The organism is Pseudomonas capeferrum (assembly GCF_013523055.1).
Classification (GTDB): Bacteria; Pseudomonadota; Gammaproteobacteria; order Pseudomonadales; family Pseudomonadaceae; genus Aquipseudomonas; species Aquipseudomonas capeferrum_A.
In genome coordinates this window covers 147144-161315 of sequence record NZ_JAAMQM010000009.1, presented here as the reverse complement: position 1 = coordinate 161315, position 14172 = coordinate 147144, and the positions used below count along the sequence as shown (strand labels likewise).

13 protein-coding genes and 1 pseudogene are annotated in these 14172 nt (G+C 61.9%); 9 read left to right on the top strand and 5 right to left on the bottom strand.

Annotation, left to right across the window (positions count from 1 at the left end):
• Window positions 1-477: 477 nt before the first annotated feature.
• A pseudogene (locus G7009_RS12285) lies at window positions 478-1676 on the top strand (MFS transporter).
• A gap of 145 nt (window positions 1677-1821) precedes the next feature.
• A complete protein-coding gene (locus G7009_RS12280) occupies window positions 1822-2265 on the top strand; it encodes a phosphate-starvation-inducible protein PsiE (protein ID WP_181130347.1) in 444 nt (147 codons plus the stop codon).
• A gap of 48 nt (window positions 2266-2313) precedes the next feature.
• On the opposite strand, the gene G7009_RS12275 is transcribed toward G7009_RS12280, so the two are convergent.
• Together G7009_RS12275 and G7009_RS12270 are read right to left on the bottom strand one after the other, a co-directional pair.
• Entirely contained in the window at window positions 2314-2607 is a 294-nt protein-coding gene (locus G7009_RS12275; RefSeq protein WP_181130346.1) for a DUF3509 domain-containing protein, read from the bottom strand.
• 557 nt (window positions 2608-3164) lie between these two features.
• Window positions 3165-3527: an HPF/RaiA family ribosome-associated protein gene (locus tag G7009_RS12270; protein WP_181130345.1), complete on the bottom strand. Its 363-nt coding sequence runs from the start codon at window positions 3525-3527 to the stop codon at window positions 3165-3167.
• Window positions 3528-3804: 277 nt separating this feature from the next.
• On the opposite strand from G7009_RS12270, the gene G7009_RS12265 reads away from it, so the two are divergent.
• The 3 genes from G7009_RS12265 to G7009_RS12255 are packed head-to-tail and all read left to right on the top strand — an operon-like array spanning window position 3805 to window position 6016.
• Window positions 3805-4107: a DUF3649 domain-containing protein gene (locus G7009_RS12265; protein WP_181130344.1), complete on the top strand. Its 303-nt coding sequence runs from the start codon at window positions 3805-3807 to the stop codon at window positions 4105-4107.
• Window positions 4107-5690 carry a PepSY-associated TM helix domain-containing protein gene (locus G7009_RS12260; RefSeq protein WP_181130343.1) on the top strand — a complete coding sequence of 528 codons (1584 nt, stop codon included), beginning with the start codon at window positions 4107-4109 and terminating at the stop codon, window positions 5688-5690. The genes G7009_RS12265 and G7009_RS12260 overlap by 1 nt, the downstream gene beginning before the upstream one ends.
• A complete protein-coding gene (locus G7009_RS12255; protein WP_181130342.1) occupies window positions 5690-6016 on the top strand; it encodes a DUF3325 domain-containing protein in 327 nt (108 codons plus the stop codon). Before G7009_RS12260 ends, G7009_RS12255 begins: the two co-directional genes overlap by 1 nt.
• A gap of 37 nt (window positions 6017-6053) precedes the next feature.
• Here the strand turns inward: G7009_RS12255 and G7009_RS12250 are convergent, their stop codons facing one another.
• Window positions 6054-6929, bottom strand: coding sequence for a helix-turn-helix domain-containing protein (locus G7009_RS12250; RefSeq protein ID WP_181130341.1), 876 nt, complete (start codon window positions 6927-6929; stop codon window positions 6054-6056).
• A 134-nt stretch (window positions 6930-7063) separates the two neighbouring features.
• Here G7009_RS12250 and G7009_RS12245 point away from each other — a divergent pair, with 134 nt between their 5' ends.
• A complete protein-coding gene (locus tag G7009_RS12245) occupies window positions 7064-7966 on the top strand; it encodes a DMT family transporter (protein WP_181130340.1) in 903 nt (300 codons plus the stop codon).
• A 74-nt stretch (window positions 7967-8040) separates the two neighbouring features.
• On the opposite strand, the gene G7009_RS12240 is transcribed toward G7009_RS12245, so the two are convergent.
• Together G7009_RS12240 and G7009_RS12235 are read right to left on the bottom strand one after the other, a co-directional pair.
• Window positions 8041-9012 (bottom strand): 2-hydroxyacid dehydrogenase, encoded by a 972-nt coding sequence (locus G7009_RS12240; RefSeq protein ID WP_181130339.1) that lies wholly within the window; start codon window positions 9010-9012, stop codon window positions 8041-8043.
• Window positions 9013-9140: 128 nt separating this feature from the next.
• Window positions 9141-10088 carry a LysR family transcriptional regulator gene (locus G7009_RS12235; protein WP_181130338.1) on the bottom strand — a complete coding sequence of 316 codons (948 nt, stop codon included), beginning with the start codon at window positions 10086-10088 and terminating at the stop codon, window positions 9141-9143.
• A 184-nt stretch (window positions 10089-10272) separates the two neighbouring features.
• On the opposite strand from G7009_RS12235, the gene G7009_RS12230 reads away from it, so the two are divergent.
• From G7009_RS12230 to G7009_RS12220, 3 genes are read left to right on the top strand one after another with little or no spacing between them, the layout of a single operon-like run.
• Window positions 10273-11799 carry an efflux transporter outer membrane subunit gene (locus G7009_RS12230; RefSeq protein WP_181130337.1) on the top strand — a complete coding sequence of 509 codons (1527 nt, stop codon included), beginning with the start codon at window positions 10273-10275 and terminating at the stop codon, window positions 11797-11799.
• Window positions 11796-13973 carry an FUSC family protein gene (locus G7009_RS12225; RefSeq protein ID WP_181130336.1) on the top strand — a complete coding sequence of 726 codons (2178 nt, stop codon included), beginning with the start codon at window positions 11796-11798 and terminating at the stop codon, window positions 13971-13973. The genes G7009_RS12230 and G7009_RS12225 overlap by 4 nt, the downstream gene beginning before the upstream one ends.
• On the top strand, window positions 13963-14163 hold the full coding sequence (locus G7009_RS12220; RefSeq protein WP_181130335.1) for a DUF1656 domain-containing protein: 201 nt from the start codon (window positions 13963-13965) through the stop codon (window positions 14161-14163). The genes G7009_RS12225 and G7009_RS12220 overlap by 11 nt, the downstream gene beginning before the upstream one ends.
• Window positions 14164-14172: the final 9 nt, after the last annotated feature.

The window sequence follows — 14172 nt, the reverse complement described above, 5'->3', positions numbered from 1 at the left end:
GTTTATGTGCGGACTGCTGTATTTATATACAGTATTCCCGATAACGCGTTTGCCTGCAACCGGCAGTGGCTCATTCTCCGCGCCAGCGGCGACAAAAGGGTGGTTCACAGGTGCCTTGCAATCTGAGAGCCACGTCATGCCGCCTCCGCTTTTGCAATGGCTTGGCTGATGCTTTGCGGATCCTGTCGCAGGAACCACCTTTCAACTATTGAGCCATGACGAAACGCAGGCCTTGATCGGATAATCCGACCGCCAGTGAATGCAGCAATCTCGAGTGTGCATGAATCAGGACCCCCGGCGGCACATGCGCTGGTTGGCGTGTAAGAGATGCAGTGCCGTCAGGCCACCGACAGGATGATCAGGCGTGCCCAGCCGAGCACACTAGGAAGTCCCTTCATTTTCGCCCCTGATGAGCAGCAATTTTTAAGGGGCGGAGAGAACGTCAACCAGGCGGCGAACCAAGAGCAAAGTGTCGACATGCAAGCATTGAATCTAAACCACAGTACGCGCGCGCTCACGGTGGGGTACTTTTTCTCCAAATGTGGAGAATTCGCTTTCGAAACGGCATTTGCCGTTGCGGTGGTATCCATGGCCGAAGCGAACCTGCTGCTCATCGGTGTGGTGTATTTTTTCGCTATCTGCCCAGTGCGTTGTTTCCCCCGATTGGTGGATGGCTGGCGGACAACTGCCAGAAGCGGCGTACCCTGGTAAGGGTAGAGCTTGCCAAGGGGCGGCTGGCACTGGCTTTCCTTGCTCTTTTTTCCTTCTCAACGCCGGCCTTGGCAACAGTCATTCTCCTGGCGATGGTGATGACTATCTTGGACTGTCTCTATGTACCGACCTTCCGCGCGTATTTTCCGGACATCGTGGAAAAGGAACGGTTGTCGTCGGTGAGCAGTGGGGTACAGGTGGTCGAAGACGTTTCTTCCATCCTCGGACCATTGGTGTTTTCTGCCTTGGCGTTGTTCCTGGGAAGCACGGCGACCTTCCTGTTCTTCGCCGCATGCCTTGTCAGTCATCAGCATTGCCACGCTGCTGCCAGGAAAGGCGGGAGTAAAGGCGGCATTTGACGGGCGAGTGGTAATCCGCGATGCGGCACGCAGCGTGGTAGAGCTGCGAGTGAGCAACGCACCGTTGTTCGCGGTGATCTGTTGCACCACGCTTTGCGCGATGTTCGCGACGTCGGGGATCCGCTTCATTCTGCCGACATCGGTGTTGGAACACTTCGGTTCAGAGGCGGCCGTCGGCTATGTCTTTTCGCTCTTGGACGCTGGCACAGTGCTAGGCGGCATGCTCTACACCCGGTTCAACAGACAAACCACCGCGCGTCAGGTATTGCGCTATTGGGCGCTGTATGGCGCGCTGTTCTTCGCCGCCGCGATGGCGCTGGAATTCAACAGCTGGACATTTCTGGCGATCCTGTTCGCGGTCGGGTTTGACGGCGCCTTCGTGATATCGCCATCGTGACCAACATTCAGTGCCTGTCCAACGATCATGAGGTCGGCAGGAACTTCTCTCTGTATTATTTCACGGCTGTCATCGGGGACGTGGTCTCAGGCCTGATTGCCAGCTTGGGGTTCATACTGGCGGGACCTGCGACCTTCATGTGGATGACGCTGATGCTGTTTTTCGCGCCCTTGCGCTGGAACATGAAGCGAAGCTCAGATGATTGCTAGAATCGTGCTTGGCGTGGACCTTGTTTTAAATGACTGAATCAGACCACTCCGTGAATTATAGAGTAACCTTGCCGTCCATGATGTGGTCTGCAGCTCGGTAGCTGTGCCAAGTCTTTTTGCCGTTTCGGCGTTTGAGGGGAGGGGGTTGGTAATGAAATGGGCGGATCGCATGAGGGTGAGGCTCCATGCCGGGGCTAACAGCCTTGGTAATCTCGGGGTCGAGCTATTTCATTACCTCGCGCTGTTTGGAATTGGCGCGATTACGGTCTATGCAGGGATGTCCACATTTGTAGACATGCTGCATCAAGATAAAGTCAGCGTCGATGACATACTGCTGCTTTTTATATATCTGGAACTGCTCGCCATGAGTGGTATATATTTTAAAACAAATCATATGCCGTTGAGATTCCTTTTGTATATTGGTGTCACGGCATTGATTCGGTTATTGATTAGCGATGTGTCGCACCATAAAGCCCCGGATGAAGGAATTCTATACGTCTGCGGCGGCGTGTTGATCCTGGCGTTGTCAATTTTGGTCGTTAGATACGCATCATCGAAATATCCGTCGGTCAGAGATCGACAGGAATAAAAATAAAACCGGCGGCGCTAAAGGTCGAGCCGCAAGTCTGCGTCCGGATCAGAGCGGGGCTGCTCGATGACGGCTCTCGCAGCCCCCACCCCGAGGCATGGAAGCCAAGAGTTCTCTGGCATTACCGCCATTGTCGATGGCCAGTCCCAGTTGAATACTGTCGATCAGCCGCTGCAGGCGCTCTGGATCGTTACGTTGGTCTTGGCTGATGAGGCGTTTGGCGGCCACGCCGCTATCGTTCGACAAGGTCAGCATGATGCTGCCGTCCAGTCGCTCGATGCTCAGGTTGACACGGTATTGCGGCGCGAAGGCTGCACTGATCTGGTCGAATGGATTGGTCATGATGGCGAGGGGTCTGCAATGGGATATGCAGCAATGGACCGGCAGTCAAGGCGCAGGTTCAGCTCCGTTGATCGGTCCTGCGTGTCTGTCGGCGGGCCAGGACAAAACCGGTCCGAGGAAAAAACGTCGGGCTTCTAGGCCGTGATGTTGCTCACTCAAGCAACACCGTTGAGGTTCTTGGGGCCGCTGCGCAGCCTGGCGCAGGCGGTCCGGCGTACCGGCGAGCCCGCTCTCATAGAACAAGTCTTATCTTCTGATTTACGGAGTTGCCGCGGTATCTGTGGGAGCGGGTTTACCCGCGAATAAGGACGGGCCTCTTCGCGGGTAAACCCGCTCCCACAGGTACTACGGTAGCTCCAAAATTGTTCTTCGCGACAGCGCAGCCCAACGAGCGGGGCGGGCGCCTACAGGTTTCGCGACGAACAGGGAGATAAGACGTTGCGAAGTTGTAGCTGGCTTGCCAGGATGCCGGACCGCCTCCCTTGGGCTGCGCAGCGGCCCAAGGGAGGCAACGATTTACGGATTCAAGGACGAGCGGTTTTCAGGCACCTATCGCCTTACTCATCGTCGACTTCAGTCACCTGCTCGTTCACTTGAGGAGCCACCCGGCGACTGCGCAGCTTGCCGTAGAGATGCTCCAACGCATTGTTCAGCTTGTCGGCGGCACCTTCGACCGCCAGCTCCAGCGACGGAGCGGTATGGGTCACGGAAATCGGCTGATGGCCTTTGGGGCGAGCCTCCAGTTGGCAGCGTTTGTCATGCGAACCGGACTTGGCGCCGTTCTCGTCGCTCAAGTGCACTTCGATCCGGGTGAGGTCATCCTCAAAACGGTCGACCGCGCTTTCTACCGATGCCTGAACCCATTCGTTCAACCGGGCACTGCCTTGGATATGGTTGTCGCTATTGACCTGGATCTGCATGATTCAATCCTTATTCAGCTAGCTCGCAAGAAGCGTGTCCGATCCGTTCGTGGCTCGGGAAACCATCGCCTCTTGACTCTAAGGTCAGGCAATCGATCGGTGATTTCAACCCCTTGGCAAATATAAATTTTCTGTAGCAAACGGCTTGGAACTTTATGAGCTTTCCGGACCTGCATGACTGTCCTGGGCTGTGCCGTAGCCGGAATGACAGCCAGTATCTTTGCTTATGAGAATTGAAATCATTATTATCGAGGCCTGATTTTTCAGGGTTCTCGTCATGAAGAGCAAAGCCACCGGCCCTACCCTCAGCTATCGCCTGGCCGTGACCTCGCGCAGCCTGGCCGCGCTATTGGGTGGTTATCTGCTGGCCTCGCTCGGCAGTATCTGCATCAGCCTGCTGGCGCCGATGCAGAAGGTCGACGCGGTACTCAGCGGCATGATGTTGTCCTTCGTGTTCTATCTGCTGGCCTTCATCTGGTGCTTCGCCTGCCGCAGTGCCCGGCGCGCCTGGATCGGTGTGCTGCTACCCAGTCTTGTACTGGGGATGATCGATGGCCTGGCCTACTGGATGAATTATTGATGAAAGAAGGCTTCCGCCAGGCCATGGCCTGGTTGCACACCTGGACCGGACTGATCTTCGGCTGGCTGCTGTTCGCTATCTTCCTGACCGGCACGATGTCGTATTTCAAGGAAGAAATCACTCACTGGAGCCAGCCGGAGGTGCGTAGCCATCCGCTGGATGCCGCGGCCAGTCTTGGCCTTGCCCAGCAGTACCTGCAGGCCAATGCAGGCAACGCCGGTAGTTGGTTCATCCGCTTGCCGAACGAGCGCGAGGCAGCCCTGAACGTCGGCTGGCGTGAGGAGGGCAGCGTCGGGCGCCGCGGATTCGTCAGCAGGAAGCTCGACGCCCAGAGCGGCCAGGCAGTGGTCGCCCGCGACAGCCGCGGAGGGGATTTCTTCTATCGCTTCCACTTCCAGCTGGAAATGCCACATCCCTGGGGCCGCTGGCTGTCGACCTTCTGTGCGTTCATCATGCTGTTGGGCCTGGTGACCGGCATCATCACCCACAAAAAGATCTTCAAGGAGTTCTTCACCTTCCGGCCTGGCAAGGGCCAGCGCTCCTGGCTCGACGGGCACAATGCCATCGGCGTGCTGGTGCTGCCGTTCCATCTGATGATCAGCTACAGCAGCCTGGTGCTGTTCATGTACATGGTCATGCCCGCCGGCATCATGGCCAGTTACGACAACAGCCGCGAGTACTTCAACGAGGTGTTCGGCCAGCGCGAGGCGCCCAGGGCAGCCGGAATACCGACATCGCTGGTGGCGCTGCCGGAGCTTTATGCCAAGGTGCGGGACCAGGTGCCCGGTGCCCGCCTGGGCTGGATCGAGGTGCAGAATCCTGGCGATCTCAATTCCCGTGTGATCATGACCCGCGCCTCGGCCGACAGCGTGGCGTTCAAGCGCAGCGACAACTGGACATTCGATGGCGCCAGCGGCGAACAGCTTTCGCGGGGCAAGCCCGAGAGCACGGCGATGCTGGTGTCCTTCACCTTTGCCGGCCTGCACATGGGCAACTTCGCCGACAGCTGGCTGCGTTGGCTGTACTTCGTCTTCGGCCTGGCGGGTACCGCCGTCATCGGCACCGGCCTGGTGATGTGGCTCGGCAAGCGCCAGCTCAAGCATGCCAAGAGCGACAGCATGCCCACCGAACTGCGACTGGTGGAGGTGCTCAATATCGCCAGCATGAGCGGCCTGCTGCTGGGTGTGGCGGCCTTCTTCTGGGCCAACCGTCTGGTGCCCGTGACCATGGAAGGGCGCGCGGACTGGGAGGTCAACAGCTTCCTCCTGGTCTGGGCCCTGTCATTGCCGCACGCCATGCTGCGCCCGGGCCGGCGAGCCTGGGCCGAGCAACTGGCACTTGGCGCCCTGGCCTTCGCCTTGCTGCCGCTACTCAACGCGCTGACGACCGATCACGGGCTTGTCCGCGCTATCGCTGCCAACGACTGGGCCATGGCCGGGTTCGACCTGACCGCTCTGGCCGTCGGCCTGTTTCTGGCATGGGCCGCCAGCCGCATGATGCGTGCGCCGAAGCTTGCCGACAAACGCGTCTCACGCGCGGTGAAGGCGCCCCCTGAAACCCTGGGCGAACCGGAGGCGAACTGATGTTGAGCATTGCCATGATCGGCTATGCCGGTTTCGCCGCTCTTTGCCTGGCGATGGAAAAACACTTCAACGAGTTGCTCAAGCGCAAGGCCACGGCCAATCAGTCGCGTGGATTGCGCGTGGTCGGCTGGGGGCTGCTGATGCTATCGCTGGTGCTGGCCGTGCAGCATCGTGGCTGGGCACTGGGCCTTGTCGAATGGCTGGCGGTGCTGATGGCTGGCGTCACCTTGTGGGTGTTTCTTCTGCCATACCGACCGCGCCTGCTATTGGCCCTGGCAGCGGTCAGTGTGGTACTTGGCCCCGTGCTTGCGGTGCTGGCCAACTGACCGATTGCTTCGAGCGCGCTAGTGGCCGCACAGACCACTAGCCACGCAAGGCCTGGCGATAGGCACCGGGCGTGGCGCCTAGCGTCAGGCGAAAACGATTGTTGAAGTGGCTGGCGCTGGCGAAGCCGCAACACAGGGCGACTTGTCCCAGAGGCAGGTCACCTGTGCGCAACAGGCGGCAGGCGCGCTCCAGACGGCGCGCAAGCAGGTACTGGTGCGCGGGCAGGCCGAAACTTTGACGGAACATGCGTGCGAAGTGATATTCGGACAACGCGCAGCGCGAGGCCATTTCGCTCAGAGTAACAGGCTGGTCCAGGTTGGCTTCGATGTACTCCACCAGGCGTCGACGTTGATGCGGCGCCAGGCCACCCTTGAGGCGCAAGCCCTGACGCAGGCCAGCCTGATCGAGCACCGCATGGTTGACGATCTCGTGCGCCAGGCTGCTGGCCAGCAGGCGTTCGCCAGGTTCCTGCCAGTTCAAGGCGATCAGCTGGCGGAAACGTCGGGCCTGCAGCGGATCATCCATGAATGTCGCCTCGCGCAACTGCATCTCCCTGGGCTCGCGATCGAGCAGACGAATGCAGCCAAGGGCGAACTGTTCCTCGCTGATGTACAGATGAGCCAGGCGAATCGGCCCGTTGACCACCCAATTGGATTCGTGACCGGCGGGCATGATGCACAGCTTGTCCGGCGCGCCCTTGTCGGCGGGGCGTTGGCGCCTGAAGGTGCCAGTGCCGTCGGCGATGTAGCAGGATAGGGTGTGGTGGCTTGGCGCCTGGTAATCACGGGCGTCGTCGCGGTTGCCCCATAGCGCCGCCGCCAGGCCGTCGCCGAGCTGCGCGCTGAGTTCCAGGCGCGCGTGGGGCGATGAATGCATGGCATTGAAAACGTGTAGCTGATTCAGTGGAGTCATGGGCTCTACCTCTGCGCCCATCCTACCCCGCCGCACGCCTGCCGACAGCCGCCGCAGCGGCAAAACCGCAAGTTTGTGCAAGCGCCTCGAGATCGACGGCCCGACACTGGCTGCCATGCCTGAGGACTCCCGCCATGAATCTATCGCTGTACTTGCTGACCGTGCTGATCTGGGGAACCACCTGGATCGCCCTGAAACTGCAACTCGGGGTCGTCGCCATCCCGGTATCCATCGTCTATCGTTTCGCCCTGGCCGGCGTGATCCTGTTCGCGATACTGCTGCTCACGCGGCGGCTGCAACCCATGGACCGACGCGGGCATCTGATCTGCCTCGCCCAAGGCGCATGCCTGTTCTGCATCAACTTCATGTGCTTCCTGACCGCCAGTCAATGGATTGCCAGCGGTTTGATTGCGGTGGTCTTTTCCACGGCGACCTTGTGGAATGCCCTCAACGCCCGGATCTTCTTCGGCCAGAGGATCGCTGCCAATGTACTGGCCGGCGGCGGCCTGGGACTGGCGGGGCTGGGCCTGCTGTTCTGGCCTGAACTGGGCGGTCACGCAGCCAGCCGCGAAACCCTGATCGGCCTGGGTCTCGCATTGCTCGGCACCTTGTGTTTCTCGGCTGGCAACATGATGTCCAGCCTGCAGCAGAAAGCCGGCCTCAGGCCCATGACCACCAATGCCTGGGGCATGCTCTACGGCGCCGCGATGCTCGGCGTGTACTGCCTGGCAAGCGGCATCCCCTTCAACATGGAGTGGAACGCGCGCTATCTGGGTTCGCTGATGTACCTGGTGATCCCCGGATCGGTGATCGGTTTTACGGCCTACCTGACGCTGGTCGGCCGCATGGGGCCGGAACGCGCGGCCTACTGCACGGTACTCTTTCCACTGGTGGCGCTGAATGTCTCGGCCTACGTCGAGGGCTACCAGTGGACCGGACCGGCGCTGATGGGACTGGTCCTGGTGATGCTGGGCAACGTGCTGGTGTTTCGCAAGGTAAGGCCGAAGGTCATGCAGGAAGCGGTTGCCCTGAGGTAGGTGCGCGTAGGTTCACGGCAGGCAAGCCGCATGGCTTGCCTGCACTCTGTCGAAAGCCACCGCGGCTCTCTTGGCTACTTCCAGACCTGCGGATTCACCAGGTCGCGCGGCCGCTCGCCCAGGAGTGCCGCGCGCAGGTTGTCCATCGCCCGCTGGGCCATGGCATCGCGGGTTTCGGCGGTGGCGGAACCGATATGCGGCAGTGTCAGGGCATTGGGCAGCTGGAACAGCGGCGACTGCGCCAGCGGCTCTTTCTCGTAGACATCGAGGCCGGCGCCGCGGATGGTGCCGTTTTGCAGCGCCTCGATGAGCGCGGCCTCATCGACCACCGGGCCACGGGCGATATTGATCAGGAACGCGCTGGGCTTCATGAGTTGCAGTTCGCGCGCACCGATCAGCTTGCGCGTGGCATCGCTCAGAGGTACCACGATACAGACGAAATCGGCTTCGCCGAGCAACTGATCCAACGTGCGATAGTGCGCGCCAAGTTCCTGTTCCAGCTCCGGCTTGCGGCTGTTGCCGGTGTAGAGAATCGGCATGTTGAAGCCGAAGCGGCCCCGACGGGCAATGGCGGCGCCGATATTGCCCAGGCCGACGATACCCAGGGTCTTGCCGTAGACATCGCTGCCGAAATGGCTCGGGCTGACAGTGGCCTGCCAGTGACCGGCCTTGGTCCAGGCGTCCAGCTCGGCGATACGACGCGCGCAGCCCATGATCAGGGAAAACCCAAGGTCCGCGGTGCTTTCGGTGAGCACATCGGGCGTATTGGTCAGGGCGATGCCGCGCTCGTTGAAGTAATCTAGGTCGTAGTTGTCGTAGCCGACCGATACGCTCGAGACCACTTCCAGCTTTGCAGCACCTTCGAGCTGCGCCCGTCCCAATTTGCGGCCTGCGCCGATCAGGCCGTGGGCCTCGGGCAGCGCTTCGTTGAACTGGGCGCTGATGTCGCCACGCTTGGGATCGGGCAAGATCACGTTGAAATCTCGCTGCAGCGTTTCCGTCATGGACGGAGTGATTCGGCTGAAGGCCAGGACAGTCTTTTTCATCGGCACTCTCTGCAAGGCAATGGCATGATGCCAGGCAGCGTCGGCGGGGATGGCCCTCCCTCGGCTGTCTGGCGCTGGAACGATGCACATGAACCTATCATCGACCGCCGCCCGCGCGCAGCAAGTTTTCAGTTGGTGATCAGCAGTTCATGGGTCTTGAGGTCCGCCTCGTGGGCCGCGAGGATTTCCGGCAGGGAGTTGCGCAGGTACTCGACCCAGGTCTTGATCTTGGCATCCAGATACTGGCGCGACGGGTAGATCGCGTAGAGATTGAGTTCCTGCAAGCGGTACTCGGGCATGACCCGCACCAGGGTGCCATCGCGCAGGCCGTCGATGGCCGAGTAGATCGGCAGTACACCCACACCCATGCCGCTGCGGATGGCCGTCTTCATGGCATCGGCGGAATTGACCTGGAACGGCGCTTGGGTGATGTTGACCATCTCCTGGCCTTCAGGCCCGTTGAACATCCACTTCTCCAACGGAATCACCGGGCTGACCATGCGCAGGCAGGCATGCTTGAGCAGGTCGGCCGGCCGCCGTGCGATACCGTGCCTGGCGACGTAGTCGGGCGACGCGCAGACGATGCTGTAGGTAATACCCAGGCGTTGCGACACGAAGCCCGAGTCCGGCAGCTCGCTGGCCAGCACGATGGACACGTCGTAGCCCTCGTCGAGCAGGTCAGGTACACGGTTGGCCATGGTCAGGTCGAAGGTCACATCCGGATGCGTCTCGCGGTAACGGGCAATCGCATCGATGACGAAGTGCTGGCCGACGCCGGTCATCGAATGCACTTTCAACTGGCCTGCCGGGCGCGCGTGCGCATCGCTGGCCTCGGCTTCCGCTTCCTCCACGTAGGTGAGGATCTGCTCGCAACGCATCAGGTAACGCTTGCCCGCTTCGGTCAGGGCAATCCGGCGGGTGGTGCGGTTGAGCAGGCGGGTTTGCAGATGGGCTTCCAGATTGGAGACCGCTCGCGAGACGTTCGCGGTGGTCGTATCCAGTTGCACGGCGGCGGCAGTGAAACTGCCCACCTGGGCCACGCAACTGAAAGCACGCATGTTTTGCAGGGTGTCCATGGGTCGCTCTCAAGATAGACGACAAAGTGTGACATGAAGTAGGCAGGACGTTAGTGCTACCAAAGGCGGATTATCGCTGTTTTGGTAATAAAGATTCGCAGGAATTCACGCTTATCGCCAGTGCGACCCCATCCTAGAATTGCCACCTCCTTCGTGGTCTCACCTTGCTCGGGAATTTGCAGCTGTGCCGCTTCGCATCATCAGAGCGCTGAATGCGCTCAGTGCCTGTGCCCTTGGATTGACCTTGAGCGGCTGTATCGGAACCTGGGGCATTGCCCCGCAGAGCAAAACGCTGCAAGCCAACACCCTGATCACCGACGATGCCATCCGCGACGCCGCTCGGGACGCTCACTGGCCTGAGCGGCAGTGGTGGCGCGCCTTCGGCGACCCTCAGCTGGACCATTGGGTCGACCTGGCCCTGGCGGGTAGCCCGAACCTGGCCATTGCCGCGGCCAGGGTGCGCGAAGCCAAGGCCATGGCCGGCGTGGTCGAGTCCGCGGAACGCCTCCAGGGCAACGGCCAGGCCAGCCTCAAGCGGCACAACTGGCCAGAAGATCAATTCTACGGGCCCGGCGCGCTGTCGGGTGCCAATACCTGGGACAACGATGCCACCCTGGGGCTGAGTTATGACCTGGACCTTTGGGGACGCGAGCGCAACACCAGCGAGCAGGCCGTCGACCGGGCACACATGAGCGTGGCCGAAGCGCGCCAGGCCCAGCTCGAATTGCAGGGCAACCTGGTCAAGGCCTATATCCAGCTGTCACTGCATTTTGCCCAGCGCGACATCGTCCAGGAACAGCTCGAACAGCAGGAGCAGATCCGCGCCCTGGCCGAGCGCCGTCTCGCGGGAGGGATCGGTACGCACCTCGAGGTCAGCCAGGCCGAGGCACCGTTACCGGAAACGCATCGACAGCTCGATGCACTCGACGAGGAAATTGCCCTCACGCGCAACCAACTGGCCGCGCTGGCCGGACGCGGGCCAGGGGAGGGAGCGAAGATCCTGCGTCCGACCTTGACCCTCGGCGCGCCGCTGGGGCTGCCCTCTGCCTTGCCGGCCGAACTGATCGGCCAGCGTCCCGACGTGGTCGCCAGCCGCTGGGGGGTCGCGGCACAGGCGCGTGGCATCGATGTCGCCCATGCGGGCTTCTTTCCCAATGTCGATCTGGTGGGCAGTCTCGGTTTCGTGGCTACCGGCGGTGGCCCGCTGGAATTCCTCACGGGGCGCAAGTTCAACTACAACGTCGGGCCGGCCATCAGCCTGCCGATCTTCGACGGCGGTCGCTTGCGCTCACAGCTGGGCGTGGCGGCGGCGGGGTACGACATTGCCGTGGCGCGCTACAACCAGACGGTCATCGGCGCCCTCAAGGAGATTTCCGATCGGTTGATCCGTCGGGATTCCATGAAGGAGCAGGCGCATTTCGCCGCCGAATCGGTGGCCGCGGCACGCAAGACCTATGACATCGCCCTGGTTGCCTTCCAGCGCGGCCTGACCGACTACCTTGATGTGCTCAACGCCCAGACCTTGCTGCTGCGCCAGCAGCAAATCCAGCAACAGGTTCAGGCCACGCGCCTCACCTCCCATGCCGACTTGGCCACTGCCCTGGGCGGGGGACTCGAGGCGGGGCGGGACGTACCCGCGCAACGGCGTGAGGCCGCGCCGGAGACGCCCGCCGCCCTGGCCCTGCTCCATTCGCAAGGCCCGTCGCGATGAGCGCATCGAGTCTGCCGCTGCGCTGGCTGGCGAACCTGGAATGGCGGCGCGGCTTCTTCGCCTGGGCGCGTACCGATGGCGTGACCTGGGTCTACATCTTCAAGGTCCTGGCCGCAGCGTTCATCACGCTCTGGCTGGCCATGCGCCTGGAACTGCCGCAGCCGCGTACCGCGATGATCACGGTGTTCATCGTCATGCAGCCGCAGAGCGGGCAGGTCTTTGCCAAGAGTTTCTATCGGGTGCTCGGGACTTTGGCCGGGTCGACGATGATGGTCGCGCTGATCGCCCTGTTTCCGCAGAACACCGAACTGTTCTTGCCCAGCCTTGCCCTCTGGGTCGGGCTCTGTTCGGCGGGGGCGATGCGTTACCGCACCTTCCGCGCCTATGGCTTCGTCCTGGCGGGCTACACCGCGGCGATGATCGGCCTGCCGGTGCTGGAACATCCCGATCAGGCATTCATGGCAGCGGTGTGGCGGGTGCTGGAGATTGCCCTGGGCATTCTCGTCTCGACCTTCGTCAGCGCCGCGATCCTGCCGCAATCGGCCAGTGCCGCCATGCGCAACGCCCTGTACCAGCGCTTTGGGGTGTTCGCCGGGGTGGTGGTCGAGGCCTTGCGCGGCGACAGTCAGCGCGACCGCTTCGAGAGCAGCAACCTGCGCTTCGTGGCCGAAGCGGTGGGGCTCGAGAGCCTGCGCAACGTCACCGCCTTCGAAGACCCGCACATGCGCCGACGCAGCGGTCGACTGGTGCGCATGAACAGTGAGTTCATGGCGATCACCACACGCTTCAACGCCTTGCTTCGTTTGCTCGAACGGCTGCGTGCCCGTGGCCCGCTGCAGATCGTCGGCGCCATCGAGCCGGGCCTGGAGACGCTGGTCGAACTCCTTCGTCCCTATGTGGACCGGGCCCTGACCGACGCAGATGCGCTGCGCCTGACCCTGGAACTGGCTGCCTACAAGGAGGGCCTGCAAGCTCAAGTGCGCGGCCTGCGCGCCGAATACCTGCAGACCGATCCCCGCGAGTCGGACCTGCTCGATTTCCACACCGCCTTCGAACTGCTCTACCGCTTCGTCGACGAGATGTACAGCTACGCCGAAACCCATGCCTCGCTGGCGGCGCACAAGCATGAGCGTGAACAGTGGGACGAACCCTACGTGGCGCAGACCAGTTGGCTGGTCTCGCTGGCCGCCGGTGTACGCGCCTCGGCGGTACTCTTGCTGCTGGGCAGCTACTGGCTGCTCAGCGATTGGCCCAGCGGCGCCATGATGACCCTGATCGCCACCGTGACCGTGGGCCTGTCGGCGGCCTCGCCGAACCCCAAGCGCATGTCGTTCCAGATGGCTTGCGGCACCGCGATCGGCGCCTTTGTCGGCTTCTTCGAGACCTTCTTCGTGTTCCCCTGGATCGACGGCTTCCCGTTGCTGTGCATGGTCCTGGCCCCGGTGTTCGTGTTGGGTGCCTTTCTGTCTTCGCGGCCTGCCTACGCGGGCTACGGCATCGGGCTGCTGGTGTTCTTCGCCATCGGTTCGGTGCCGAACAACCTGACCGTCTACGACCCTTACACCTTTATCAACGATTACATCGGCATGGTTATCGGCATGTTCGTCTGCGCCGCGGCTGGTGCGATCATTCTGCCGCCCAACAGCCGCTGGCTGTGGAGCCGCCTGGAACAGGACCTGCGCGAGCAGGTGCTGTTCGCCATCAGCGGGCGCCTGCGCGGGCTGGGCTCGGCGTTCGAGAGCAGCACCCGCGACCTGCTGCACCAGGCCTATGGCCTGGCCGCAGGCAAGCCGCAGGTACAGAGCGCGCTGATGGCCTGGATGTTCACTGTGCTGGAGATCGGCCATGCCATCATCGAGCTGCGCAAGGAGCAGGCCCGCGCGCCGATCCACCCGGCCTATGCCGAATCGCAGCCGTGGCGCCAGGCCATTCGTGTCATGGGCCGAGCTCTGGCGCGGCTGTTCCTGCAACCCAATGCCAGCAACCACGAACGCGCGCTGGTCGCGGTGGATCACGCCATCAGCCGTGTGCAGGCCACCGACGAACCCTTTGCCCGGCACTTCGACACCTCGGTGCTGCGCCGCGCGCAAAGTTACCTGCACTTCATCCGTTCCTCCCTGCTCGACCCACAGTCGCCACTGGCACCGGCGAAAGGATCGCACCATGCCCCGTGAGATCGCCTTCCATGGCGTGTACATGCCCACCATGACCCTGATGTTCGTGTTCGCCCTGGGCCTGGCCTGGGGCCTGGATCGCTTCATCGCCAGCCATGATGGCTATCGCTTCTTCTGGCATCCGGCGCTGCTGCGCCTGAGCCTGTTCGTCTGCCTGTTCGGCGCCCTGGCGCTGTCGCTCTACTGGTGAGAAACCTTC